This is a genomic window from Peribacillus frigoritolerans (assembly GCF_040250305.1).
Lineage (GTDB): Bacteria > Bacillota > Bacilli > Bacillales > DSM-1321 > Peribacillus.
The window spans coordinates 1,809,540-1,835,791 of the sequence record NZ_CP158190.1 but is presented as its reverse complement, the minus strand read 5'-3'; the positions used below and the strand labels follow the sequence as shown (position 1 = coordinate 1,835,791).

Below are 26,252 nucleotides of genomic sequence, written 5' to 3'. Positions count from 1 at the left end.
CCGGCGGTAAAACGGTCTATAATTCTTGTGCCAATACTTTTACAGGTTTAATTAATCCCTCTTTTGTCGGATGTATTTGATAAATGGCAATGGCCTTATCTGCTGGGTCGACCATAACAAAAGGCATCCCTTTATCAACAACAACATCCTTTGTTTGTTCCAATACCGCACCGTTAAGTACTTTCTTTGCTACTTTATCACTAATCTGAAATTTGGGCAAATGAAATAATCCCCGTTCCAAAGGCAGCAAAAATTTATCCGTTTGTCCACTTTCCATGAAGTCTTCCACTTCAGAAAATGTGAAACAATCCTCCTGCTTAAAACCTGCTGATTCAATACGTGTCAAGTCTGACATATGGGCAGGAAAACCCAATTCTTCCCCCATCATGACTGCAAGCGTCCGAATATACGTTCCTTTGCTGCATTTGACGCGAAACCGAAAAGAAATGGTTTCCCCTTTAAATTCAGAACGATCATCGAGAAGGGTAATATCATAAATGGTGACCTCCCTTGTCGGCCTCTCCACTTCCACCCCTGCACGGGCATATTCATATAACTTCTTCCCGTTTACCTTTACTGCTGAATACATTGGCGGCGTCTGTTCAATCTTTCCAGTCAGTGATTCCAGCACTTCCAGAATCCGTTTACGCTGAATCACTTGATCAACCTTTTTCTCTTCCACTTTTTCACCGCTTGCGTCTTCAGTTGTCGTGGAAAAACCAAGGGTCACTTCCCCTTCATACGCTTTACCGGCTTCTGTCAAATATTCGGCTATCTTGGTTGCCCTGCCAATACAAATAGGTAAAACCCCTGTTACATCAGGATCTAGAGTACCTGTGTGCCCTACCTTTTTTGTCTTCAGGATCTTTCTTAATTTAAAAACACAATCATGGGATGTCAATCCCTTGGGTTTCCATAATGGAAGAATACCGTTCACGCTTTCACCTCATCATTTATAAAACACCCTAAATTACTATCATAAAGCAAAATGAATTCCAATTCCGATAGGTGTTTATCGTTTTTTTACATATCCATTTTTCAAAAAAAAGAGACCGACTTCAAGAAGTGCAAAGCACTTATTGAGTCGGCCTCCTTTTACTGCTTGCTTATTCCTCGTCTTTTTCAGCCGGTTTATTGATTTGGGAAATCAACGACTCGATACGATTACCATAATCGACCGATTCATCAAATTCAAAAAACAGCTCAGGGGTTTTGCGGAGGCGGATCCGCTGCCCAATTTCTGAACGCATGAATCCTTTCGCCTTAGCTAGACCTTGCAGGGTTTTCTCCCTTTGTTCCTGGTCACCCAAAACGGAAATATAAACTGTTGCCTGTTGTAAATCGCCTGTAACCGCGACATCCGTCACAGTAACAAATCCGATTCTTGGATCTTTAATTTTTCGGCCGATAATTTCACTCAGCTCTTTTTTCATTTGTTCGCCAACACGATTTGAACGAAGGCTCATAATATCACCTCAATAGCCTAAAGCCAGTCTATATCTGTTATTGTTCGCTCTAGTTCCGGAAAAGAATCTAGAAATTTAAGGGCATTTTGAAGTTCCCGTTCAGTAGCCTTCCTCGAGGATGTTACGGTAACGATAGTAATCTTAGTCCGCTGCCATAAATCCTGAAAATCGGTTTCTGCTACAGAAATGTTGAACTTCTGCTTAAGCCGTGTCATGACACGCTGAAGCACGGCCCGTTTTTCTTTCAAAGAATGGGTGTCATGGATGATGCATTCACATTGGACAGAGCCAACGATCATTTACGTTCAATCTCTTCCATAACATACGCTTCAATTACATCGCCTTCTTTAAGGTCGTTGTAATTTTTAATCGTAATACCGCACTCATAGTTCGTTGCCACTTCTTTTACATCATCTTTAAAGCGTTTCAATGCATCAATTTCACCTTCGAAAATGACGACACCTTGACGAATCAAGCGAATTCCGCTGTCACGAGTAATTTTTCCTTCTGTAACGTAAGAACCGGCAATCGTACCCACCTTGGATACTTTGAAAGTCGTACGGACTTCAGCCTGACCGATAATTTTTTCTTCGAATTCAGGGTCAAGCATCCCTTTCATAGCCGACTCGATCTCTTCGATCGCTTTGTAGATGATGCGGTGAAGACGGACATCAACATTTTCTGATTCAGCTGCACGCTTCGCATTCACGTCAGGACGGACGTTGAAACCGATGACGATTGCATTCGAAGCTGTAGCAAGGATGATGTCAGACTCTGTGATAGCACCGACGCCAGTGTGTATGATTTTCACTTTAGCGCCTTCCACTTCTATTTTATTCAGGGAAGCGGCTACTGCTTCCGCAGAACCTTGAACATCAGCCTTTAAAATGATGTTCAATTCTTTAATTTCCCCTTCTTTCATTTGCTCGAACAATGTATCAAGGGTTACACGGGATTTTTCATTACGTTGTGAAGCAAGTTGCCTTTGTGCACGCACTTCCCCAACTTGACGGGCCGTTTTCTCATCTTCAAAGACGATGAAACGATCGCCGGCCTGTGGCACTTCGTTCAATCCAGTGATTTCAACCGGTGTTGAAGGACCTGCATCCTTAACACGGCGTCCAAGATCGTTAACCATAGCACGAACACGTCCGAATGTATTACCGATAACAATCGGATCGCCGATTTTCAACGTTCCGTTTTGAACTAGCAAAGTGGCAACCGATCCGCGCCCTTTATCCAAACGTGCTTCGATGACCGTTCCATTTGCTTTACGAGATGGATTAGCTTTATACTCTTCCACTTCACTGACAAGAAGAATCATTTCAAGCAAGCTGTCGATTCCTTCACCGTTTTTAGCTGAAATTGGTACGAAGATCGTGTCTCCGCCCCATGCTTCAGAAACTAAACCGTGTTCTGTCAATTCTTGCATGACACGGTCCGGATTGGCAGCTTCTTTATCCATCTTATTGACAGCGACGATAATTGGAACTTCAGCCGCTTTAGCATGGTTGATCGCTTCAATCGTTTGAGGCATAACGCCATCATCCGCAGCGACGACAAGGATGGTGATATCGGTAACTTGTGCACCGCGGGCACGCATTGTTGTAAACGCAGCATGGCCTGGTGTATCCAGGAATGTTATTTTCTTATCATTAACTTTAACTTGATAAGCACCGATATGCTGAGTGATTCCGCCCGCTTCGCCTTCAGTTACTTTTGTATGGCGTATAGAATCAAGCAATGTCGTTTTACCATGGTCAACGTGACCCATGATCGTCACGACAGCCGGACGTTCGATCAAATCTTCAGAAGCATCCTCAGTGACAAGTGATTCAAGGTCTGTTAGGTCGACACGAATCTCTTCTTCGGCCACTACACCGTATTCCGCACAAATCAATTCAATTGCATCTTTTTCCAAAGTTTGGTTGATTGTTGCCATAACTCCAAGCATAAAGAGCTTTTTAATGATTTCAGAAGGTTCACGGTGAAGTTTCTTTCCAAGCTCCATAACCGTCAAAGACTCATAAAACGTAATTTTCTCTGGAAGTTCCCTTTCTTTACGTTTTGTTACAGGTGCCTGAGGCGCTTGTTGTCTTTGTTTATTATTTTTATTCTTGTTATTGCGACCTTTGTTGAACTGACCTGTTGGTTTTTTCGTCCCTACAGGTTTAACTGGTGGTTTCTTCTTCAGTTTTTCTTTATTGACTGTGCTCTTTTCATCCGCTTCAGCTTCGTACTTCGCAACCGTAGCGTTAGCTTTTGGTTCTTGGCTTTTATCTTCGTTTTTAGGTTTGATTGAATCGTTTAATTTATTTACAGTTGAATCGTCTAATGCTGTCATATGGTTTGTTACCTCTATATTCATTTCTTTAAGTTTATTTATTACATCCTTGCTTGAAACGTTCTTTTGTTTTGCATATTCATATACACGCAATTTTGTCATACGTTCACCCCCGTAAAATTTAATCGAGCAGCGTTCGGAGTTTTTGTGCAAAACCTTCATCCAGAACTGCGACGGCAACTCTAGCATCCTTGCCTATCGCATGGCCGAGCAATGACCTGCTTTCGACTCTTTTTAAAGGAACCTGATAAAATGCGCACTTATCAGATATTTTTTTTTCAGTGTTTTTTGAAGCGTCCGCGGATAAAATAACAACTTTGGCATTACCGCTTCTAATCTCTTTAACCACTAATTCTTCACCCGAAATTAGCTTGCGTGCTCGATTGGCCAAACCTAATAGAGACATCCATTGTTGTTGTTGGGTCATGGTGTTAGTTTTTCTCCTTATTCACTAATTCAAGCAATTGTTCATAAAGGGAAGAATCGATTTGGGTACTAAGGTGATTAGCCAGCACATTTTTCTTTTTGGCCAGCTCGATAACATCCCGATCAAGAGTCAAATAAGCTCCCCTTCCAGATTTCTTTCCGGTAGGATCCAGGCTGACTTCCCCTTCTTTAGATCGAACGATGCGAATGAGTTCTTTCTTCGGCTTCATTTCGCCTGTAGCCACACATTTACGCATCGGGATTTTTTTTCGGCTATTCATCTTTTTTCACCTCGAATTACTCGTTATCCTCTTCGAAATCTGTTTCCTCTTCAGTAACATAACTATCTCTGCTCAAAAGGAATTCCTGTTCTTCCACAGGATAAATACCAGCTTCGCGGGCTTCCGTTTCACTCTTGATATCAATTTTCCAGCCTGTAAGCTTGGCAGCTAAACGGGCATTTTGTCCACGCTTACCAATTGCCAGGGAAAGTTGATAATCCGGAACGATTACAGTCGTAGCCTTTTCCTCTTCTTTAACAATAACTTCAAGTACTTTTGAAGGGCTTAAAGCATTCGCAACGAAAATGACCGGATTCTCCGACCATTTAACGATATCGATTTTTTCACCTTTCAATTCATTGACGATGGCCTGGACACGCTGTCCTTTTTGGCCTACACAAGAACCGACCGGATCTACTTCTTCGTTATCGGAGTGCACGGAGATTTTTGAACGGTCGCCTGCTTCGCGGGCAACTGACTTAATTTCTACTGTTCCATCAAAAATTTCAGGCACTTCGATTTCGAATAAACGTTTTAAAAGGCCAGGATGTGAACGGGATACAAAAATTTGCGGGCCCTTGGAAGTCTTTTCAACTTTAGTGATGAAAACTTTAATGCGGTCATGTGGCTTATACTGTTCATTCGGCATTTGCTCATTCACCGGGAGCAAAGCTTCGATTTTACCTAGGCTCACATAAATGAAACGGGAATCCTGGCGTTGAACGATGCCAGTCATGATATCCTCTTCACGATCGATGAATTCGGCATAAATGATGCCCCGTTCCGCTTCACGCACCCTTTGAGTGACGACTTGTTTTGCTGTTTGTGCAGCAATACGGCCGAAATCCTTAGGTGTTACTTCCATTTCGACAATATCCTCTAACTGATAGTTGGGATCAATTGCTCTTGCTTCTTCAACAGAAATTTCCAGACGTGAATCGAACACTTCGTCAACAACGTCTTTTCTGGCAAATACACGCATTGTTCCTTTACCAAGATTCAAGTCGATACGTACGTTTTGTGCTTGGTTAAAGTTACGGCGGTATGCCGATATAAGGGCAGATTCAATCGCGTCGATCAAAACCTCCCTGGAAATCCCTTTTTCGTTTTCTAAAATATAGAGAGCATCCAATAACTCATTGCCCATGGTGATCCCCCTTACGGATATTTAAATTAATGATTTGCCTGACTTAAGAGAAGGTAATCGCCAATCTTGCTTTGGCTACCTTTTCGAATGGTATGACAATCGTTTTCTTTCTTGTCTTGATTGTGACTTCGAGTGTCACTTCTTCACCATCGAAACTGGTTAAGATTCCTTCGAATTCTTTTTCATCTAAAATGGGCTCGTATGTTTTTATGTAAACATTTTTACCGATAGCATTAAGGAAATCCTTCTCTTTTTTCAGAGGCCTTTCTGCTCCGGGTGATGAAACTTCGAGAAAATAATTTTGTGGAATCGGATCAACCTCATCAAGCTTTTCACTGAGTTTTTCACTCACATTTCCGCAATCATCAATATCTACGCCTGTTTCTTTATCAATGTACACTCGAAGGAACCAGCTTTTACCTTCCTTCACATACTCCACTTCGACTAATTCAAGCTGCAATTCTTCTAGAATTGGTAATGCTAATTCCTCTACGACTTCCGTTACCTTTTTACTCATTTGTTTCCTCCATACGTGCGTTGTATGCGCTTGGTTTCGGATTCAAAATTAAATGGTCAATACAACACGAAAGAGTGGGTTTCCCCACTCTTGCCATTGGTTCCTCTTAGTATTTCCAATAAAAATATACCATAATCAAGATATTTATGCAAATGTCATGTCTGTTTCTTCCTTTTTGAAATCAGATCCCTATTTAAAATAAAGATAACTGATTTTGTTCAGGCAATGACTCCAGACAGCCTTGTTTATCAAGGTATTCAAGGATGGTCTTCGAAACCTTACCCCGTTGTTGAAGGTCTTCTTTGGAGAGGAATTCACCATTTTTCCGCGCATTGACAATATTGATCGCCGCATTCGTCCCAAGACCCGGTATCGAATTGAAAGGCGGTATCAAAGTATTTCCTTCAATTAAGAATTGATCTGCACTGGATTTGTACAAGTCAACTTTAGCGAAGGAATATCCGCGTTCACACATTTCCAAAGCAAGTTCGAGAACCGTCAATGTATTCTTTTCCTTGGTGGATGCATCCAATCCCTTTACCATGATTTCTTCCATTTTTGATTTGATGGCCTGCGATCCCCGTGTCATGGCGTCGATTTCAAAATCATCGGCACGCACTGTGAAATAGGCTGCATAATACAATAAAGGCAAATGGACTTTAAAATAGGCAATCCGGACAGCCATTAAGACGTAAGCTGCAGCATGGGCTTTCGGGAACATGTATTTAATCTTCTTACATGAATCGATATACCATTCCGGTACCTCATTTTTCCTCATTTCCTCTTCGAATTCCTCAGAGAGCCCTTTCCCTTTACGTACAGATTCCATGATTTTAAACGCTAGGGAAGGATCAAGACCTTGATAAATCAGATAGACCATAATATCATCCCGGCAGCCTATAACCTCACTTAGTGTACATATCCGGTTATGAATCAGTTCCTGTGCATTGCTCAGCCATACATCCGTACCGTGGGAAAGCCCCGAAATCTGAACAAGCTCCGAAAATGTCGTAGGTTTCGTATCTTCAAGCATTTGCCGGACAAAACGCGTACCAAATTCCGGGATGCCAAGCGTACCCGTTTTACACATGATCTGTTCTTCGGTAACTCCTAAAGATTCAGTGCTGCTGAATATTTTCATTACTTCTGGATCATCGGTAGGAACGGTCTTTGGATCGATGCCGCTTAAATCTTGAAGCATCCGGATTACAGTCGGATCATCGTGTCCAAGTATATCAAGTTTCAAAATATTATCATGAATGGAATGGAAATCAAAGTGAGTAGTTTTCCACTCGGAATTCCTGTCATCCGCCGGGAACTGAATAGGTGTGAAATCATAGATATCCATATAATCCGGAACAACGATGATTCCGCCCGGATGCTGTCCTGTCGTCCTTTTCACACCAGTACATCCGGCAACAAGGCGATCAGTCTCGGCTCCACGCATATGGATGTTATTATCAGAGGAATACCCCTTTACATATCCATAAGCCGTTTTTTCGGCGACCGTACCAATCGTCCCTGCACGATATACATATTCTTCACCGAATAAGACCTTCGTATAGTTATGGGCCTTCGGCTGATATTCACCGGAGAAGTTCAAGTCGATATCGGGAACCTTATCCCCTTTAAACCCAAGGAAAGTTTCAAACGGGATATCATGCCCGTCTTTTGTATAAGCAATACCGCAATCGGGACAGTCTTTATCGGGCAGGTCAAATCCGGAACCTACAGAACCGTCATTGAAGAATTCGGATTTTTTGCACTCCGGGCATACATAATGCGGCGGAAGTGGATTTACCTCAGTAATTTCAGTCATGGTGGCAACGAAAGATGATCCAACCGATCCCCTTGAACCAACTAGATAACCATCATTCAATGATTTTTTAACAAGTTTGTGAGAAATTAAATAAATAACGGCAAAACCGTGGCCAATGATGCTTTTCAATTCTTTCTCAAGACGGGCTTCCACGATTTCCGGCAGGTTCTCTCCATAAATCTTCCTTGCCATGCCATAACTCATTTCACGCATCTCTTCATCTGCACCTTCAATTTTAGGTGTATATAACTCATCCTTGATTGGCTTAATTTCATCAATCATATCAGCGATTTTATTCGTGTTGGTCACCACGACCTCTTTAGCTTTCTCGGAACCGAGGAAGGAGAATTCCCGCAGCATTTCATCTGTTGTCCGAAAATGTACGTCAGGAAGCTTATGACGATTCAGCGGATTGGCGCCGCCTTGTGAATTCACGAGAATTTTACGGTAAATTTTATCATTCGGATCCAAATAATGCACATTTCCCGTAGCTACGACTGGCTTATCCAATTTTTCACCAAGCTTGACGATATTGGAGATGATCGTTTCTAATGATTTATCATCCCGTACATATTCAAGCTCAATCAAATGCTGATACACTTCCTTCGGATGGATTTCAAGATAATCGTAGAATTCGGCGATATCGACGACTTCCTCAAAACCCTTCTGCATCATCCCTTCAAAAACTTCCCCTTTATCGCAACCCGATCCTACCAAGATTCCTTCACGATACTTTTTAAGTTGTGAGCGCGGTAACCGGGGCACACGATAGAAATAATCGATGTGTGATATTGAAATTAATTTGAAAAGGTTTTTTAAACCAGCCTGTGTTTGCGCGATCAGCGTACAATGGGACGGTCGGGAACGCTGATAAGCATTTCCTTTACCCATATTGTCATTAAGTTGATCATGATGGGTAATCTCCTTTTCCATCGCATCCTTCAGCATCTTCAGCATAAGGTAACCTGTAGCTTCGGCGTCATAAATGGCCCTATGATGCTGGGTCAAATCAATATCGAACTTTTTACATAGTGTATTTAACCGGTGATTTTTAAACTCCGGATATAAGAAACGGGCAAGTTCCAATGTATCAAGCACAGGATTGGAAGCTTTAGGATAACCCAAGTTTTTATAACCTATATTCAAAAACCCCATATCGAAGGCTGCGTTGTGGGCAACCAGGATCGCATCGCCCGCCCATTCCTTGAACTTTTCCAGCACTTCCGAGACTTCTGGAGCATTTTCTACAAGATCATCAGTAATTCCAGTCAATTCTATCGTCGTATTGGATAGTGGGTGATGCGGATTAGCAAATGACTCGAATCGATCTATGATGTCACCGTCACGGATTTTCACTGCAGCAAATTCAATGATCGTATCATAAACGGCTGACAGACCCGTCGTCTCTACGTCAAACACAACATAGGTGGCATCTGCCAAAGCGATATGCGCCTCATTATAAACGATGGGTACACCATCATTTACAAGATTCACTTCGACGCCATAAAGGATTTTGATACCATTCTTTTTACCGGCACTATAAGCTTCAGGAAATGATTGTGCTCCCGCATGATCTGTAATGGCAACAGCCTTATGCCCCCACTTTGCAGCTTGGGCAACAAGCGCTGAAGTAGGTGTCACTGCATCCATCGAGCTCATTGGGGTATGCATATGCAGTTCTACACGCTTTTCTCCTTCTGGGGCCTTATCCTGCCGTCCTTGTTTAGAAATTTCATTTATATCATTTGCGATCATTACAAGGTCACGTACGAATGTATCATTTTGGATGCTGCCTTGGGCACGTACCCACATCCCTTTTTTCACTCGGGCAAGTATGGCAGCATCTTCTTTATCACGCGAAAACATTTTGACCAATATCGAGCTCGTATAATCGGTGACTTTAAATGTCAACAGGCTTCGTCCGCTTCGCAACTCACGCACTTCTGCATCAAATACGAAGCCTTCGATAGCAATCTTGCGCTCTTCATCGATAATTTGTTCGATTCTGCGGAAATCCGCATCTTCTTTAATCGTATAGCCAATTTTAACCGGTCCTTCGTAGACGCCATCGTCGCCGCCTTTTTCCGATTCTTTCTTCTGCATTTCCACTAGGGCGGCAAGTCCCTTTTCTGCATCTTCCTTTTGTTTCTCTTCTAAAAACTTCTGGTAATCAGGATTCGAAACCGTTTCCTTCACTTCCGCTTCAAGTGTCAACGGAGGAAAACCGAATGTTTGGTAGATATTCGAAATGATGCCGGAGTATTTTCGTTTTAACTGACCAGCCTCCGTATCATTTCGGGCGCTTACGATAAGCTTATATCCATTCACCGTTGGCACTTGTTCATTCAGAAGTGATAACAGTGCTGGAGACATGCCTTCAAGCTCGCCAATGCAGTTTTTCCAATACTCTTTCACCAATTGTTCCGTCACTTGCGGATTGGCCACATTCAAGTTGAATGTGACCTTTGCAATATGGGAAAACGTACTTGCTAGATGAGTAGCAAGTCTTGTATGAACACTGCAAGGAATTAATGCAGGTATATTAAAGGCAAAATGCCATGTTTTGGACTCCCTCTCGATTGAGAGTTTATCAATTTCGGCACCTATGAAATAATTCACAAAGGCATCCTCAGTCAAGTCCATTTGCTGGAGCAAGAGTTGAAATCTCTCTCTACCGCTATTTGGATTTTGATCCATTCCCTCTCTCCCCTATCTACTATCTCTTTAGATATTATTCACTATCATTTTCGTTTTGATATCAGAGGCTATTATAACATATCATGAATGTTTCACTAGTATCCAAATCCATGAAAAGGAAAGGCATCATCCAATTGAATGATGCCTAGTTCCCTTATTTTTAAATTACCCCAGTATTTCGTGAAGCTTTTGAGTTAGTTCAGCTCTTTCAATTTCAAGAACCTCACCCGTTTTACGGATTTTCACTTCGACGATTCCGTCGGATGCCTTTTTACCTACAGTCACCCTGACAGGAAGACCGATCAAGTCAGAGTCTGCGAATTTTACGCCCGCACGTTCTTGACGATCATCCATTAGAACTTCCATGCCTTGTGCCTTTAAATCATTATATAAATCTTCTCCCAGTGCAGCCTGAGACTCATCCTTCATATTGATTGGAATCAAATGGACTTGGTATGGCGCTAAATTCGCTGGCCAGACCAACCCTTTTTCATCGTTGAATTGTTCAGCAACAGCTGCAAGTGTACGGGAAACCCCAATACCATAACATCCCATGATCATAGGCTGCGAGCGTCCATTCTCATCCAGGAATGTCGCATTCATAGCTTCGGAATATTTAGTTCCTAGTTTGAATACGTGGCCTACCTCAATCCCTTTGGCAAATTTAATTTTTCCGTTACCGTCCGGTGATGGGTCACCCTCTTGGATGAAACGTAGATCTATATAGTTGGCCACGTTAAAATCACGTGCGGGATTTACGTTCACATAATGGTGGTCTTCCTCATTTGCACCACAAACTCCATTAACCATGGCTTCGACGGCAACATCCGCAATCACTTCAACTTCAGAAGTGACATTGATTGGTCCAAGAGATCCAATTGTACATCCTAAGACTTCCTTCGTCTCATTTGGATCGACCAAATCAACGATTGAAGCGTTATAGAAATTCTTTAGCTTGATATCATTGACTTCATGATCTCCTCGTACCAAAACAAGCACATACTTTTCATCCACTTTAAACAATAACGATTTTATTAGTTTCTCTGCATCAGTATTCAAGAATGATGCAACTTCATCAATCGATTTTTGGCCTGGTGTATGAATTTTTTCAAGTGCAATTTGTTCTTCGGAGCTTTTTTCATAGTTTACACTCACAGGTGCCATTTCAATATTAGCTGCATAATCGGAAGTATCCGAATATGCGATTGTATCCTCCCCTATGTCAGACAGGACCATGAATTCATGTGTATCCTTACCACCCATCGCCCCAGAATCGGCAATGACGGCACGGAAGTTCAACCCACAACGGCTAAATATATTCGAATATGCCGCATATAAATTTTTATAAACAGCATCCAGGCTTTCTTGATTGGCATGGAAAGAATAAGCATCCTTCATGATGAACTCACGTCCACGCAGCAATCCGAAACGCGGTCTTTTTTCATCACGGAATTTGGTTTGGATTTGGTAAACCGTCAATGGAAGACGCTTATAGGACTTCACCTCATCACGAACTAAGCTGGTTATCACTTCTTCATGTGTGGCACCAAGCGCAAATTCACGGTTGTTGCGATCCTTAAGCCGCATCAACTCTGGACCATAGGTATACCAGCGTCCAGATTCCTGCCAGAATTCGGCTTGTTGTAAAGCCGGCATCAACAATTCTACTGCACCAGCATTTTCCAGCTCTTCCCGAACGATCGCCTCAACCTTTTGAAGCACCTTTTTTCCAAGCGGCATAAAACTATAAACCCCGCTGGAGTTTTGTCTCATAAATCCTGCACGTAATAGCAGCTGATGGCTTTTGATTTCAGCATCTGCAGGCACTTCCCTCAATGTAGGGATCAACGTCATACTTTGTTTCATATCTGCACCTCTTCAATATTTCCTTTAAATTACTTACAGCTACGGTAAATTTAATACCGCAACATTAATACGGTCATTTCATACAAAAAAGACTTTCCGCGTTATTCAGAAAAGCTAATTTAATATACTCATTCTCGATTATACTTACGATTTCCCTAGAAAACAAACAATTTCCCCAAAACGGTTAAAAAACTAGGAAATCCTTCAGATAAGAAAACGGCCAACAGATAAATCTGCTGGCCTGTTTTGCATTATCCAAACATATCTTACAGGAAGAAGCGCTGGATGTCATTCCATGTAACGACAATCATCAATAACATCAGCAAAGCAAAGCCGATGAAGTGGACCATTCCTTCTTTTTGACGATCGATCGGTTTCCCTCTCAAAAATTCGACCACAAAGAATAACAGCCTTCCTCCATCCAATGCCGGTAGTGGAAGCAGGTTCATGATTCCCAGGTTAATGCTGAGCAGCCCTGCCCATTTCATTAACGTGAATAAACCTTGTTTCGCCACTTCCTCAGTTGATTTATATATTCCTACAGGACCAGATAAACTGTCGATCGTAAACCCACCCGTTACGAGGTCACCAAGGATGATGAAGATTTGTTTTGTCCAAAAATACGTTTCTGTAAAACCGTATTGTATAGCTTTAATCGGTGCTTTTTCAACCGGAGGGTAGACACCGATAATCCCGATTTTCTTCCCTTCCCTCTCCACTTCTTGCGGAACAACCGGAACTTCTAATGTTTTCCCGTCCCTGTCAACGACGAACTCGATCTCTTGCCCAGGGTTCTTTTGAATGCTTTCCTGAACATCTCCCCAAGTGGAGACTTCCGTTCCTTCTATGGATTGAATGACATCCCCCGATTTTAAACCGGCATTTACAGCCGAACCATCCGGTGTCAACTCACCAAGTTTCGCTTCATCCACCACGACTCCTTGAAACAAGCCGATCAACACAAAAATGACAAAAGCCAAAACAAAATTCATTGCCGGTCCAGCTACAATCGTTAGAAAACGGTGCCCAAGCGACTTTGAGGCAAATTGCCGGTCAAAAGGGGCAATCTGGTTCTCTACACCATTTTCAACGATCACCGCTTCTTTATGAATGGCAAACGTTTTTAGTGTTTCTTCCTCTCCCTCTTCATATCCAGTAAGGATCAGTTTATGGTCAAGGTCGATCACTTCAACTTCCACAAGACGAATATCAGGATATTTATCTTTATTGTTCAAAATGATTTTTGTAACATTCTCTTCATTATCAAACATTAATCCCACTCGATAGCCGGGCTTCAATTCTATATTCTCTGCGTCTTCACCAGCCATACGCACGTAGCCGCCAAGAGGAAGCAATCGAATGGTATAAACGGTTTCCTTCTTTTTATATGTGAATACTTTTGGCCCGAAACCGATTGCGAACTCACGGCATAAAATTCCTGCTCGCTTTGCAAACACTAAGTGCCCAAGCTCATGGAAAAATACTAGAGCTCCAAAAATGATGATGAACGCTATAATCGTTTCTAAAGTCTGCATGTTCCGGTCACCTATCTTTCACTAAAGATTCTATATACTGCCTTGTCATATGATCGACTTCCTGAATCGTTTCTAAATCTGGAAGGGCTATGACGGAATGCTGATTCAGCGCTTTTTCAATCAATGTTTCAATATCAAGGAAGGTTACCTTTCCAGATAAGAATGCAGAGACTGCGGCTTCATTGGCGGCATTTAGCACAGTAGTCATCGTTCCGCCCATTTTACCCGCTTTATAAGCGAATTGCAAACAAGGATATCTGGTGAAATCCATATCGCTAAAGTGCAGCTTGCCTGCTTCAGCAAGGTTAAGCCGTTTGCGCCCTGCCAGCGGAACGCGGTCTGGATAAGTAAGTGCATATTGTATCGGCACCCGCATATCCGGTGTCCCCAGTTGTGCTATCACACTGGAGTCATGAAACTCAACCATGGAATGGATGATGCTCTCCTTATGTAGCAATACATCAATTTTATCGTAGGGAAGATCGAATAGCCAGTGGGCCTCAATTACTTCCAATCCTTTATTCATCATTGATGCCGAATCGATCGTGATTTTAGCTCCCATTGACCAGTTCGGATGGTTCAGTGCCTCTTCCACCGTTACACCCTTCAATTCTTCCCTGGTCCGATCTCTAAAACTGCCTCCTGAAGCAGTAATGACAAGTCGTTCTATATTTTTTTCCTTTTCACCTTGCAATGCCTGAAAAATAGCGGAATGCTCACTGTCAACCGGCAGCAATCTAACCCCCGCTTTTTTTGCTTCACTTATGACCAAATGACCTGCCGTCACCAAAGTCTCCTTGTTGGCGATCGCAATATCCTTTTTAGCCTTTATTGCTTGAAGTGTAGGATAAAGACCCACGCTTCCGATTACAGCATTGACCAATATCGTCGCTTGACCATAAACGGCAACAGCAGTCAAACCCTCATCCCCATACATGAACTCGATATCTTTGCGGCTGGAGAATTCACTTTTCAAAACATGATAATCTTCTTCCGTCTGGACTGAAACCAGTTTCGGTTCAAACTCTTTTATATAAGTCCTGACCAATTCTATATTCTTTCCAGCAGAAAGCGCCACGATCTTGAATTGATCTGGATGGGACCTTACTACATCCGCTGTTTGTTGACCAATCGATCCTGTCGCGCCCAAAAGGCTGATATTTTTCAAATTGTTCATCTCCTAATTCAGATAACACTTGCGTATATTTATATTATAAAACGTGCAATAAATGCAAAATCGGTAAAATGAATATCACGCTATCAAGCCTGTCCAAAATGCCACCATGTCCCGGGAGAAGCGTCCCTGAATCCTTAACGCCATAATGTCGTTTATACGCCGATTGGACGAGATCGCCCAATTGGCCGAATACCCCAATGATTAATGAAATCAATAATAATTGTAATAACGTGTAGTCAAGGCTGGAGAAGGCGTAAAATAGTACCCCCACTACCATCGCGGAAAATAACCCGCCGATAAATCCTTCCACCGTCTTATTTGGACTTATTTCTGGCCATAGCTTTCTTTTACCAAGTGATTTACCTATGAAGTAAGCCCCGGAATCGGTTGCCCAGATCGTAAATAGGATAAGCAGGATATAGATCAGCCCCAACTCCAATGAGTCACGTGTTTCAAATAGGTAATAGAAGCCTATCCCCAAGTATAAGATCGAAATCACTAGAAAGCCTGCGTCATCAAAAGTAAAACGGTTTTTTGAAACGACTGTATAAAGCAACAGCAGCAAAACTCCGATTAAGAAGACTTGAACTTTATCGTAATTTATTTCTGCTAAAAAAGCGGTATGCTCATTAGGCAATAAAAGCACCCACAATAATATGTGGGAAAGAATTGCTTCAAAAGACAGTACACGTAACTTTTTCATTTTCATCAGTTCATACAAACCAATTGACCCTAACAGATATACCGTCAGTAAAAAGGGAGTGCCCCCTAAAATCACTAGTGGAATGAAGATAGCGGCAACTACGACCGCCGTAATAATTCGTTGTTTCATTATTCCATTTTCCTCGCCTTCTACATTAAACGCCACCGAATCTTCGTGAACGTTTTTGATACTCCTCAACTGCCTGCAATAAATGCTCTTCACTAAAATCCGGCCATAGCACCTCAGTAAACCACAGCTCAGTATAAGCCGACTGCCAAAGCATGAAATTACTTAAACGGATTTCACCGCTTGTACGGATCAGTAAATCCGGATCCGACAAATGTTTGGTCATCAGGTAACTGGATAGCATTTCCTCAGTTACATTTTCCTTTATTATACCATTCTTAGCATCTTGAATGATGCTATTCACTGCAGATACAATCTCCCCACGGCTTCCATAGTTCAGGGCAAAATTCAGAATCATCCCATCATTGTCTTTCGTGTCTTCCATTGCCCGTTTAACGGCACTTTGAGTATGTGATGGAATGAGTGACAAGTCCCCTATCGTTTCAACTCTTACATTTTCTGAAATGAGCTCTGGTAAAAATGTCCCCAGAAATTCCTGGGGAAGCTTCATCAAAAAGTCGACTTCACTTTTCGGACGTTTCCAATTTTCAGTGGAAAACGCATAGACTGTCAAAGTTTTGACCCCTAATTTATTGGCAACTTTCGTAATTCTACGAACCGTTTTCATTCCTTCATGATGACCCGCCACACGTGGCAATGCACGCTTTTTGGCCCAACGGCCGTTCCCATCCATAATGATGGCGATATGCCGAGGAACATCAAACTGTTTAATATGCTGAATCCTATTTGTTACATCGGAAGAAGCATCTTTTTTAACGAAACGCTTCCAAAGTGAATACATATGTTAGTCCCCCATCAGGTTGTACTTATCTCTCTACAAAGGCAAAGTTTTCGTGCACTATGTATATCAAGCTTTCTGCCGCTTAAAAAGAATCTATATTATAATATCAAAAAAAAACTGGTTCTCATATTATTAATATGAAAATTATTTCTTTATTAGAAGCTAGAAAGGGAGAAATCATTACTTCTTTTTTTCTAAAACCGGTTATGATTACCATGAAAAATGCAAAAAAAGGACCACCTCCAACGTTTGCATGCAACATACTAACTCAAGGAGTAATCATTATCGGAGAAACCTTATTATAACAGTTTTCTCTTTTAAGCACACCTATATGTTAGAACCAAGACATGACCCAGTATGGATTCGGCCCTCTTTATTTAATCAATTCTTCAGTGGGAATTATACTTCCATAATTTCTTTTTCTTTGTCTTTTGTAATTTCATCGATTTTCGTGATATTGCCATCTGTCATCTTTTGGATGTCATCTGCATAGCCACGTAAATCATCTTCAGTGATTTCACCACTTTTTTCAAGCTTTTTCAAATCATCATTAGCATCGCGACGCACATTACGGACAGCAATTTTCGCTTCTTCCGCTTCTTTTTTAACGACTTTCACAAGCTCTTTTCTTCGCTCTTCCGTTAAGGCTGGGATGGCTATCCTGATGACCGATCCATCATTAGAAGGATTTAATCCTAAGTCTGATTTCAAAATCGCTTTTTCGATTTCACCCAAAACCGTTTTATCATATGGTTGAATGACTAATAGTCTAGCTTCCGGGACGGAAATGCCTGCCACCTGATTGACTGGTGTCGGCGATCCATAATAATCGATCGAGATTCTATCCAGCAATGAGGCATTTGCCCTTCCGGCACGGATGCTTGCTAATTCACGTGTGTACGCTCCAATGGCTTTTTCCATTTTCGTTTTCGCATTCGAAATAACTTGTTTCGGCATCTTTTATTTCCCCCTTACAATAGTACCAAGCGTTTCGCCTAATACGGCCCGTTTAATATTACCTTTTTCCATGATCGAGAAGACGATCAATGGAATATCATTGTCCATGCATAGTGAGGACGCAGTTGAATCCATTACTTCTAACCCTTCTTTAATCACATCAAGGTAGGAAAGTTTATCATACTTCACTGCATTTTTGTCCTTAACCGGATCTGCATTGTATACGCCATCCACATTATTCTTCGCCATCAAGATGACATCAGCTTCAATTTCAGCAGCACGCAGGGCGGCAGTGGTATCCGTTGAGAAGTATGGATTACCTGTACCAGCTGCAAAAATCACCACTCTCTTTTTCTCTAGATGCCTGATAGCACGGCGTCTAATGTATGGCTCAGCGACTTGCCTCATCTCAATGGAAGTTTGCACGCGCGTTTCAATTCCAAGCTGATCAAGGCTGTCTTGTAATGCCAATGAGTTCATGACTGTAGCCAGCATACCCATATAATCGGCATTAGCACGATCCATGCCCATTTCACTGCCTATTTTCCCGCGCCAAATGTTTCCGCCGCCGACAACAACAGCCACTTCCACATCAAGCTCAGCCACTTCCTTGACTTGTTCAGCAATAGATTTAATTACTGCAGGGTTAATTCCAAATCCTTCTTCACCGGCTAATGCTTCGCCACTTAGTTTTAAAACGACACGTTTATATTTAGCGTTACTCATGAGAACCTCCAACTATGTAATCTTTTCATTCGTTCATCATGCTTTCTTGCAATTCTACCAAAAATTCATGACATTTCAAAAAATAGGGAACACCAGAGTGTTCCCTATTATTAATTATCTGACAATTAGTCTTTTTTAACTTGGTTCATTACTTCTTCAGCAAAGTTTTCTTGACGTTTTTCAAGACCTTCCCCTACTTCATAACGAACGAATGATAGGATTTTTCCGCCTTTTGATTCAACGAATTGTCCCACTTTTTGATCTGGGTTCTTAACGAAAGCTTGTTCGTTAACACAGATTTCTTCGTAGAATTTATTGATACGTCCTTCAACCATTTTTGCAACGATTTTTTCAGGTTTGCCTTCATTAAGCGCTTGTTGCGTAAGAACTTCGCGTTCGCGTTCTAATTCGCTAGCATCTACTTGGTCGCGAGAGATATATTTAGGGTTGATTGCAGCGATATGCATTGAAACGCCTTTAGCTGCCTCTTCGTCAGTTGTACCTTCAAGAACTGATAGTACGCTGATGCGTCCACCCATGTGAAGGTACGCACCAAATGCGTCGTTATCTGTTTTAGAAACGACTTGGAAACGGCGAAGAGTTAATTTTTCTCCGATTTTAGCAACTGCAGCATTGATATGATCTGCTACTTTTGCTCCATTTTCCATTGTTTGCTCAAGAGCTGCTTCAACGCTTTCAGGTTTGTTAGCAAGAAGGAATCCAGCCAATTCTTTAACAAGCGTTTGGAAGCCTTCGTTTTTAGCAACGAAATCAGTTTCTGAGTTCACTTCAAGGATAACCGCTTGGTTTCCTTCCACAACGATTGAAGTTAGACCTTCAGCAGCAATGCGGTCGCCTTTATTAGCAGCTTTTGCAATTCCTTTTTCACGTAGGAAATCGATTGCCTTTTCCATATCGCCTTCTGTTTGTACAAGTGCCTTTTTACAGTCCATCATACCGGCACCAGTTTTTTCACGCAATTCTTTAACTAATTGTGCAGTGATTGCCATAATATATATCCTCCTCAAATTAAATGCAGTTTATTCAATCTTTACCCATTATTGCCAAAAAATACTTGTTATCATCAAAGAAAATAACGAGACTTGACAATATTGACTGAAAAAACATCCACTTTTCCAGTCAATATGAAGGAACATTTTCATCCCTGAAAAATCGCCCATACCTTTTTAAAAAGACATTACGTACAGTGATTTTATGTATGCTTATTTAGTGCAAAAAAAAGGGATAAAAGGCATTATCCTCTTATCACCTTTTTTCTTACTGAATAAGCAACCTTTTTTACTTATTAAGCAGTAGTTGTTTCAGTTGCTGTTTCTTCGCCTTGTTTAGCTTCTAAGATAGCATCTGCCATTTTACCTGTTAATAATTTAACAGCACGGATTGCATCGTCATTCGCAGGAATAACTACATCGATTTCATCCGGATCACAGTTTGTATCAACGATACCAACAAGTGGAATGTGTAATTTGTGTGCTTCCGCAACAGCAATACGCTCTTTGCGAGGGTCGATAACGAAGATCGCATCTGGAAGAGTCTTCATATCTTTAATACCGCCTAAGAATTTCTCTAAGCGATCCCATTCTTTTTTAAGTTGGATAACTTCTTTTTTAGGAAGTACTTCGAAAGTTCCGTTTTCTTCCATTTTTTCGATATCTTTAAGACGAGTGATACGTTTTTGGATTGTTTCAAAGTTTGTTAAAGTTCCACCTAACCAACGTTGGTTTACATAGTACATACCAGAACGGATAGCTTCTTCTTTAACAGATTCTTGAGCTTGTTTTTTAGTTCCGACGAAAAGAACAGTACCACCGTTAGCAGCTAGTTCTTTCACGAAGTTATAAGCTTCTTCAACCTTTTTAACTGTTTTTTGAAGGTCGATGATGTAGATGCCGTTACGCTCAGTGAAGATATATTTCTTCATTTTTGGGTTCCAGCGACGTGTTTGGTGTCCGAAATGCACACCAGCTTCAAGCAATTGTTTCATAGAAATGACTGACATTTTAGTTCCTCCTAAATGGTTTTGTTTTTCCTCCGCACCGATCATTTTCATACAGAAACTGTCATAACAGCACCATCTGCAAGAATCACGGGGCGTGTGTATTAACACCATTTCATAATATATCATAATGGCTCTGCACAATCAAGAGATAACTTTATCTATTCATGCGAAACTTTAGTAATAGCTCAATCTCGGTTTGACCGCGACCTAACTTTTTGGCGATTTCCTCTACTGAATGTCCTTGATCCGCTAACAAATCCACTTTTTCATTTAATGATCGTTCATTTAACGAAGCCTGCAGCATGTCCGAAAATTCCATGCCAGCCGGCTTCACCTCTTTTTTGGGGGAAGCAGCTGCCGGTGACAGCTCCAATTTGTCCTTGACTTTTACTGGTAAAGCATTGGTCTCATTTTCTTCAGGCATAATTTTATAGGCATTGATCGCTTGCTTTTTAGCAGCTGCGCGGCTTCCCTCTTTATACTCTAGCAGCGTGTTTTGCTCTTGTTTTTCTTCTTTATCTTCCTTTGTTTCTTTGATCGAGCCATGTACTTGTCCTTTTTGACCATGCTCGTGATCCATTGCCACCGAATTGGTGAATGCCTTTACCAATGCCTCGTTATCCTCTTTCATCTCCATTAAATAACCAGACAAAAGTTGCTCCATTTCTCCAATGATGGCTTTTTGGTCTTTTTCCAACTTACTTAAACGATTTTGCCGAAGATATAAAACGATGATGGCGAAAATGGTGAATATGTTTAATACAAACAACAGAAATATAAAAAATGCTGTCATGTTGCCTCCTAATAAACCGGAATAGTCAATCTGTTGTTTTGCTCTTATTGGCTAAGTACAGTTCGAACATTCTGTAATCTCGAAGCATTATTGATGCGGGTACCCGTATCAATAATGCAAGCTGGCAGGGGGCCTTCTTCGTTCAATTGGGATTTTATGCTTCCCAGACTCCGTAGCCCTCTTCAATAAAATATCATGATTAATTTTTTTGATCTTGCATCGTGTTTCTTAATTTATATATCGCTTTTGAATGAATTTGGGATATCCGTGATGTAGATAGGCTCATCACTTGCCCGATTTCGGTCAATGTTAGTTCTTCTTTATAAAAAAGCTGTAAAACCAACTGTTCTTTTTCATTAAGGGTTTCTATGACTTTGGCTAATTCAACATACAGTTCATCCCTTAACACATGTTCCTCAGGTAAATCCGCCTTTTCATCTTTAATATGAAAATTCGCGCTTTCTTTATCGTCTTCTTGGGGATTTTCATCCATGGATAGTACATTGGCAAAGAAGTTCTCATTTAATGCAGCATATACTTCATCTTCCGGAATATTCAATTCAGCGGCAATCTCATTTGGCGAAAGGTTCCTCATGTATTGCTGCTCCAGCTTTTCTATTGCAGCTTCAATTTTCTTGGCTTTATCTCTTGCGCTCCGCGGAAGCCAATCCTCTTTTCTTAATCCATCTAAAATAGCACCACGTATTCTAAATGATGCATATGTGTCAAACTTCAGGTCACGCTTCGTGTCAAAACGTTCCAGGGCATCGAATAACCCCATCATCCCTAAACTCCTTATATCATCACGGCTCACATTTTTAGGAAGACTTACTGAAATACGTTGAACATGATACGATACGAGAGGTATGTATTTCTTCACCAAAATGTCCCCGGCTAGCGGATCTCTGCGATCCACCCAATTCTTCCAACATAACTGCTCTTCTTCGATGGTCAGATGAGACATTGGACATCCTCCTAACATTGTTATACGATTTGTGATCGATACGGCCCCTAAAGCCATAAATGCAATAATAATTCGATTGCAAGTGTACCTGTCATATTTTTGGCTTTTCAAAAGCCAAATCCGATTCTATATGTTTTTAGTCCCTTTTGTAACGGTCCGTATATTTAGCAAACAATCACTTAATTTGAATTCAATCGTTCTTCCGCTATTCCCGCCAACATCTTCAGCGACGACTCTAATGCGCAAGTCAGATAACTCTTTCCGGACAGCTTCCACATTCCGGGGTCCTATTCTCATTAAATCCCCTCCGGATGCAAATTGAAACATTTGTGCTCCGCCAGCCAACTTCGCTTTTAGGAATGGCATTCTTGCGCCTTCTTTTACTAAGAGCTGCACTAATTCCTTTATTGCCGTATCTGCAAATTTGGCAACGTTGATCGGACCCGATTTAGCTAATGAAGAGTCAGGCAGCATAATATGTGCCAAACCTGCAATTTCTTTTTTCTCATCATAAATTACAACACCAACACACGAACCCAACCCGGAAGTGCGAATTGTATAGGGAGGTTTTATTATATTCATATCCGCTATTCCAACCTTAACAACCTGGACCTTTAACAATTCAGTCATTAGGTGACACTCCTAAAGCGGAAAAAATGATATCAAAAAATTCGGGATCAGGTAATAAAAAGAAATGACCATTAATGGAGTCAGCGAAAAGTTGGTCTTTTTCAAGCACAGTATCAATGACGATGGCTGCGTCACTTACTATGGATAATTCCAATAATCCGTAACTGATCGTTGCCCCTACCATATCGATGCTCAAGGATGGGACGGACGGATAGATATTCAATCGGGTGAAATCAGAAAGGGAAGAGAGATAGGATCCCGATAAGATATTCCCTAATTCCTGAAGGCAAGAAAGCGCCAATTCAGTATAGGGTGCGGATTCCATCATAAAGGTCTCATCACCAGTCATCTTACGAATCAAGTATTGGGCTACAGGAAGCGAAAGGATAAAAAACATACTCCCTGAAGCATCACCTTCTATTCTAAGGAAAACGCTGGCGACGACGTGATCGGCCCCGCCAGCCATTTCCATCATTTCATCAAAGGAAACGATTCGGACATTAGGAACATTCATATCAATTTTCCTATTAAGGATGGCAGAAAGCGCAGTTGCTGCGTTCCCTGCACCTATATTGCCGATTTCCTTCAAAATATCGAGTTGAAAAGGGTTGATTTTCTCAATGAACGACATATGATTATCCTTCTCTTAACATATTTTCAGTCATTTCCAGACTTAGAGCCTTCTCCATATTGATTAGGACGAGCAGTCGCTTTTCAATTTTAGCCACTCCGCTAATGTATTCTGAAGCCAAATGTCCCACAACTTCAGGCTGAGGTTCGATACTCTCCACTGGAATATCCAAAACATCATTGGCAGAGTCCACTATTAACCCAACTTCCATATCATCCAGAATGACGATGATAATCCTTGTTGATTCATCGTATTCCACCTCTTCAAAACCAAAACGCACCCGTAAATCAATAATTGGAGTGATTACACCCCTTAGATTTATGACTCCTTTAACAAACTTTACAGCCTTTGGAACTCTGGTAATATGCAGAATCTTTTCGATACCGCTGACTTTATCAACTGGAATTGCATATTCTTTATCCTTAATTTGAAATACGATTACTTTCATATCCTCCGACATCTATTCCCCTCCTTTTAATAAACTCATGATTGTTGTGCAGTCTTAACGAAAACCTGAATCGAAACGGGTGAACCAACGACCCATTCCCCTGCCCCATTTATCTATCATTCAATGAATCAATGTGTTGCAATCTATGATTAAAGCAACTTGACCATCACCAAGAATCGTTGCCCCCGATATTGCAAATGCGCTATTTAAATAATTACCTAGTGATTTCAGAACGATTTCCAGCTGCCCGATGAATGAATCAACGACTAATCCGGCTAATTTATCGCCTTTTCTTACAATGACCACAGAGAGGGACTCTTCTTCTTCCTGACTGATAGGCACTTCAAATATATCTTTCAAGAACAGAAGCGGCAGAATCTTTCCCCTGAAGTCAATAACCTGTTGATTATGGGCATTCAAGATATCTGCTTTTTTTATGATTGCTGTTTCTATTATCGAAGAAAGCGGTATGGCATATTTTTCGTTTTGGATTGCAACCAGCATGACAGAGATAATGGACAATGTAAGCGGAAGCTGAATAAGGAAGATGGATCCTTCATTCTCTTTGGAATCGATCGTGACAGATCCACCGAGAGACTCAATAGTATTTTTTACCACATCCAGTCCAACACCGCGCCCCGATACATCTGAAATGGTTTCCGCTGTTGAGAAACCAGAAGCGAATATCAATTCATAGATTTGCTTATCCGTTAGGGTGGCGGCAGTTTCCTTGGTTAATATCCCATTGGATAGCGCCTTGTTCAAGACTCGATCTTTATTGATTCCTGCACCGTCATCCTCGATTTCAATGAAAACATGATTGCCGCTGTGGTAGGCTTTTAACAGGATTTTACCTTCTTCATTCTTTCCTTTCGCCAAACGTTCTTCAGGTGTTTCAATTCCATGATCCATGGCGTTTCTTAATAAATGGACGAGAGGATCACCGATTTCATCAATGACTGTACGGTCAAGTTCCGTTTCGGCACCGTTGATTTCCAAATTGACTTTCTTGTTTAAATCCCTTGCCAATTGACGAACCATTTTAGGAAAACGATTGAATACAGTTTCAACGGGCACCATCCGCATATTCAAAACGATTGTTTGTAAATCACTTGTTATACGGGACATTCTTTCTACTGTTTCATGTAATTCTTGATTATCCAAATCACTGGAAATTTGGTCAAGTCTGCCTCTATCGATTACTAGTTCCTCGAATAGGTTCATTAATATATCAAGCCGCTCAATGTTCACCCGAATGGTCTTGCTTGATGCCGGCTTAACGGGTGCCTGTTTTTTCTTATCATCATTATCAGTTGGAAGCACGGCTTTATTTTTCTCTTGTTCCGGTATTTCAGCAACTTGGTTCTCTATAGAATTGGCTGCATGCCTCAAGCCCTCAAGATCAAGGGCATTTACCACAACTTGATCCACTTCGGAAACCTTCATGATTTTTTCCTTTATCTCATCACTCGATTCTGTTGTTACCATCGTTACCGTAAATTGCTGATCGAATTGCTCTTCTTCCAAAAGTTCGACGGGCGGGTGTGACTTGATTACTTCACCTGACTTTTCAAGCACCTCGAAAACCATAAACACCCGGGCAGCTTTTAAAAGACAGTCCTCACGCAACCCTATCGAGATTTCAAAGCTGTTGAAGCCTTGATCTTTGGACTGCTGAAGCACTGTCCATTCAAATTCATCGTACTCTCCCGCAGTCATTTCCTCTTTTTCAAGGACGGCAGAAGCTGCTGCAATCTCTGCAATGGTCGAAGAAACGGGCGACTCCCCTTTTTCAATCATTTCCAGCTGATGGACAACCTCCTCCACATTTCTTTTTCCATCTCCACCTTCAGCAATGGACATGACCATCGCTTCTAAATCATCAACCGCTAAAAATATCACATCAAATAACTCTGAAGAGAGGGCGATTTGACTATTTCGGATCGCATCCAACACATTCTCCATTTTATGAGTTAAATTGGTTAGATCCTCATACCCCATAGTCGCCGACATCCCTTTTAAGGTATGGGCGGAACGAAAGATTTCGTTTACGATCGAGAGGTCTTCCGGGTTCTTTTCGAGTACCAGCAACTGTTCACTGCACGTTTGAAGATGTTCTTTACTTTCTTCTATAAAAACCTCTAAATACTGATTCATATCCATACAATCTCACACCT

24 protein-coding genes are annotated in these 26,252 nt (G+C 41.3%); all 24 read right to left on the bottom strand.

Going from position 1 to position 26,252, the window contains the following annotated elements; all coding sequences use genetic code 11:
• Positions 1–16: 16 nt before the first annotated feature.
• Positions 17–937: a tRNA pseudouridine(55) synthase TruB gene (gene truB, locus ABOA58_RS09110; protein WP_350302028.1), complete on the bottom strand. Its 921-nt coding sequence runs from the start codon at positions 935–937 to the stop codon at positions 17–19.
• 169 nt (positions 938–1,106) lie between these two features.
• Complete coding sequence (gene rbfA / locus ABOA58_RS09105) at positions 1,107–1,466, bottom strand: 30S ribosome-binding factor RbfA (protein ID WP_101224680.1); 360 nt, start codon at positions 1,464–1,466, stop codon at positions 1,107–1,109.
• A gap of 17 nt (positions 1,467–1,483) precedes the next feature.
• On the bottom strand, positions 1,484–1,765 hold the full coding sequence (locus ABOA58_RS09100) for a DUF503 domain-containing protein (protein WP_057913375.1): 282 nt from the start codon (positions 1,763–1,765) through the stop codon (positions 1,484–1,486).
• Entirely contained in the window at positions 1,762–3,912 is a 2,151-nt protein-coding gene (gene infB, locus ABOA58_RS09095) for a translation initiation factor IF-2 (RefSeq protein ID WP_350302027.1), read from the bottom strand. Before infB ends, ABOA58_RS09100 begins: the two co-directional genes overlap by 4 nt.
• 19 nt (positions 3,913–3,931) lie before the next feature.
• Complete coding sequence (locus ABOA58_RS09090) at positions 3,932–4,237, bottom strand: YlxQ family RNA-binding protein (RefSeq protein ID WP_034313614.1); 306 nt, start codon at positions 4,235–4,237, stop codon at positions 3,932–3,934.
• 4 nt (positions 4,238–4,241) lie between these two features.
• Entirely contained in the window at positions 4,242–4,517 is a 276-nt protein-coding gene (gene rnpM / locus ABOA58_RS09085; RefSeq protein WP_061462443.1) for an RNase P modulator RnpM, read from the bottom strand.
• Between the two features lie 16 nt (positions 4,518–4,533).
• Positions 4,534–5,664 carry a transcription termination factor NusA gene (gene nusA / locus ABOA58_RS09080; RefSeq protein ID WP_076366463.1) on the bottom strand — a complete coding sequence of 377 codons (1,131 nt, stop codon included), beginning with the start codon at positions 5,662–5,664 and terminating at the stop codon, positions 4,534–4,536.
• Between the two features lie 43 nt (positions 5,665–5,707).
• A complete protein-coding gene (rimP, locus tag ABOA58_RS09075) occupies positions 5,708–6,181 on the bottom strand; it encodes a ribosome maturation factor RimP (protein ID WP_133348208.1) in 474 nt (157 codons plus the stop codon).
• 193 nt (positions 6,182–6,374) lie between these two features.
• The gene (locus tag ABOA58_RS09070) at positions 6,375–10,697 is read right to left on the bottom strand and encodes a PolC-type DNA polymerase III (protein WP_350302026.1); all 4,323 of its coding nucleotides are present in this window, start codon (positions 10,695–10,697) and stop codon (positions 6,375–6,377) included.
• 165 nt (positions 10,698–10,862) lie between these two features.
• Complete coding sequence (locus ABOA58_RS09065) at positions 10,863–12,563, bottom strand: proline--tRNA ligase (RefSeq protein ID WP_350302025.1); 1,701 nt, start codon at positions 12,561–12,563, stop codon at positions 10,863–10,865.
• A 266-nt stretch (positions 12,564–12,829) separates the two neighbouring features.
• A complete protein-coding gene (rseP, locus tag ABOA58_RS09060; protein ID WP_101224674.1) occupies positions 12,830–14,098 on the bottom strand; it encodes an RIP metalloprotease RseP in 1,269 nt (422 codons plus the stop codon).
• Positions 14,099–14,105: 7 nt separating this feature from the next.
• Complete coding sequence (gene dxr, locus ABOA58_RS09055) at positions 14,106–15,266, bottom strand: 1-deoxy-D-xylulose-5-phosphate reductoisomerase (RefSeq protein WP_350302024.1); 1,161 nt, start codon at positions 15,264–15,266, stop codon at positions 14,106–14,108.
• A 43-nt stretch (positions 15,267–15,309) separates the two neighbouring features.
• Complete coding sequence (locus ABOA58_RS09050) at positions 15,310–16,107, bottom strand: phosphatidate cytidylyltransferase (protein WP_350302023.1); 798 nt, start codon at positions 16,105–16,107, stop codon at positions 15,310–15,312.
• Between the two features lie 25 nt (positions 16,108–16,132).
• Positions 16,133–16,906, bottom strand: coding sequence for an isoprenyl transferase (locus ABOA58_RS09045; protein WP_350302022.1), 774 nt, complete (start codon positions 16,904–16,906; stop codon positions 16,133–16,135).
• Positions 16,907–17,305: 399 nt separating this feature from the next.
• Entirely contained in the window at positions 17,306–17,863 is a 558-nt protein-coding gene (gene frr / locus ABOA58_RS09040; protein WP_101224671.1) for a ribosome recycling factor, read from the bottom strand.
• A gap of 3 nt (positions 17,864–17,866) precedes the next feature.
• Positions 17,867–18,589 carry a UMP kinase gene (pyrH, locus tag ABOA58_RS09035; protein WP_034313639.1) on the bottom strand — a complete coding sequence of 241 codons (723 nt, stop codon included), beginning with the start codon at positions 18,587–18,589 and terminating at the stop codon, positions 17,867–17,869.
• Between the two features lie 125 nt (positions 18,590–18,714).
• A complete protein-coding gene (tsf, locus tag ABOA58_RS09030; protein WP_137019722.1) occupies positions 18,715–19,599 on the bottom strand; it encodes a translation elongation factor Ts in 885 nt (294 codons plus the stop codon).
• Positions 19,600–19,895: 296 nt separating this feature from the next.
• Complete coding sequence (rpsB, locus tag ABOA58_RS09025) at positions 19,896–20,609, bottom strand: 30S ribosomal protein S2 (protein WP_053345349.1); 714 nt, start codon at positions 20,607–20,609, stop codon at positions 19,896–19,898.
• Positions 20,610–20,763: 154 nt separating this feature from the next.
• Positions 20,764–21,402 (bottom strand): hypothetical protein, encoded by a 639-nt coding sequence (locus ABOA58_RS09020; RefSeq protein ID WP_350302021.1) that lies wholly within the window; start codon positions 21,400–21,402, stop codon positions 20,764–20,766.
• 199 nt (positions 21,403–21,601) lie between these two features.
• Positions 21,602–22,366, bottom strand: coding sequence for a FliA/WhiG family RNA polymerase sigma factor (locus tag ABOA58_RS09015; protein WP_101224668.1), 765 nt, complete (start codon positions 22,364–22,366; stop codon positions 21,602–21,604).
• 126 nt (positions 22,367–22,492) lie between these two features.
• Positions 22,493–22,996 carry a chemotaxis protein CheD gene (locus ABOA58_RS09010; RefSeq protein ID WP_350302020.1) on the bottom strand — a complete coding sequence of 168 codons (504 nt, stop codon included), beginning with the start codon at positions 22,994–22,996 and terminating at the stop codon, positions 22,493–22,495.
• Positions 22,989–23,627 (bottom strand): chemotaxis protein CheC, encoded by a 639-nt coding sequence (locus tag ABOA58_RS09005; protein WP_350302019.1) that lies wholly within the window; start codon positions 23,625–23,627, stop codon positions 22,989–22,991. The genes ABOA58_RS09010 and ABOA58_RS09005 overlap by 8 nt, the downstream gene beginning before the upstream one ends.
• Before the next feature lie 4 nt (positions 23,628–23,631).
• Positions 23,632–24,087 carry a chemotaxis protein CheW gene (locus ABOA58_RS09000; RefSeq protein WP_350302018.1) on the bottom strand — a complete coding sequence of 152 codons (456 nt, stop codon included), beginning with the start codon at positions 24,085–24,087 and terminating at the stop codon, positions 23,632–23,634.
• 108 nt (positions 24,088–24,195) lie between these two features.
• The gene (locus tag ABOA58_RS08995; RefSeq protein WP_350302017.1) at positions 24,196–26,238 is read right to left on the bottom strand and encodes a chemotaxis protein CheA; all 2,043 of its coding nucleotides are present in this window, start codon (positions 26,236–26,238) and stop codon (positions 24,196–24,198) included.
• Positions 26,239–26,252: the final 14 nt, after the last annotated feature.

Excerpts from the sequence above, each read along its gene's own strand:
- ABOA58_RS09005 (WP_350302019.1), bottom strand. The coding sequence starts at position 23,627 with ATGTCGTTCATTGAGAAAATCAACCCTTTTCAACTCGATATTTTGAAG.
- rseP (WP_101224674.1), bottom strand. The coding sequence starts at position 14,098 with ATGCAGACTTTAGAAACGATTATAGCGTTCATCATCATTTTTGGAGCT.
- ABOA58_RS09065 (WP_350302025.1), bottom strand. The coding sequence starts at position 12,563 with ATGAAACAAAGTATGACGTTGATCCCTACATTGAGGGAAGTGCCTGCA.
- infB (WP_350302027.1), bottom strand. The coding sequence starts at position 3,912 with ATGACAAAATTGCGTGTATATGAATATGCAAAACAAAAGAACGTTTCA.
- ABOA58_RS09020 (WP_350302021.1), bottom strand. The coding sequence starts at position 21,402 with ATGACAGCATTTTTTATATTTCTGTTGTTTGTATTAAACATATTCACC.
- ABOA58_RS09070 (WP_350302026.1), bottom strand. The coding sequence starts at position 10,697 with ATGGATCAAAATCCAAATAGCGGTAGAGAGAGATTTCAACTCTTGCTC.
- ABOA58_RS08995 (WP_350302017.1), bottom strand. The coding sequence starts at position 26,238 with ATGGATATGAATCAGTATTTAGAGGTTTTTATAGAAGAAAGTAAAGAA.
- ABOA58_RS09000 (WP_350302018.1), bottom strand. The coding sequence starts at position 24,087 with ATGTCGGAGGATATGAAAGTAATCGTATTTCAAATTAAGGATAAAGAA.
- rbfA (WP_101224680.1), bottom strand. The coding sequence starts at position 1,466 with ATGAGCCTTCGTTCAAATCGTGTTGGCGAACAAATGAAAAAAGAGCTG.
- ABOA58_RS09010 (WP_350302020.1), bottom strand. The coding sequence starts at position 22,996 with ATGACTGAATTGTTAAAGGTCCAGGTTGTTAAGGTTGGAATAGCGGAT.
- ABOA58_RS09100 (WP_057913375.1), bottom strand. The coding sequence starts at position 1,765 with ATGATCGTTGGCTCTGTCCAATGTGAATGCATCATCCATGACACCCAT.
- frr (WP_101224671.1), bottom strand. The coding sequence starts at position 17,863 with ATGCCGAAACAAGTTATTTCGAATGCGAAAACGAAAATGGAAAAAGCC.
- pyrH (WP_034313639.1), bottom strand. The coding sequence starts at position 18,589 with ATGAGTAACGCTAAATATAAACGTGTCGTTTTAAAACTAAGTGGCGAA.
- ABOA58_RS09015 (WP_101224668.1), bottom strand. The coding sequence starts at position 22,366 with ATGTCTCATCTGACCATCGAAGAAGAGCAGTTATGTTGGAAGAATTGG.
- rnpM (WP_061462443.1), bottom strand. The coding sequence starts at position 4,517 with ATGAATAGCCGAAAAAAAATCCCGATGCGTAAATGTGTGGCTACAGGC.
- rimP (WP_133348208.1), bottom strand. The coding sequence starts at position 6,181 with ATGAGTAAAAAGGTAACGGAAGTCGTAGAGGAATTAGCATTACCAATT.
- ABOA58_RS09050 (WP_350302023.1), bottom strand. The coding sequence starts at position 16,107 with ATGAAACAACGAATTATTACGGCGGTCGTAGTTGCCGCTATCTTCATT.
- ABOA58_RS09045 (WP_350302022.1), bottom strand. The coding sequence starts at position 16,906 with ATGTATTCACTTTGGAAGCGTTTCGTTAAAAAAGATGCTTCTTCCGAT.
- nusA (WP_076366463.1), bottom strand. The coding sequence starts at position 5,664 with ATGGGCAATGAGTTATTGGATGCTCTCTATATTTTAGAAAACGAAAAA.
- ABOA58_RS09090 (WP_034313614.1), bottom strand. The coding sequence starts at position 4,237 with ATGACCCAACAACAACAATGGATGTCTCTATTAGGTTTGGCCAATCGA.
- rpsB (WP_053345349.1), bottom strand. The coding sequence starts at position 20,609 with ATGTCAGTCATTTCTATGAAACAATTGCTTGAAGCTGGTGTGCATTTC.
- tsf (WP_137019722.1), bottom strand. The coding sequence starts at position 19,599 with ATGGCAATCACTGCACAATTAGTTAAAGAATTGCGTGAAAAAACTGGT.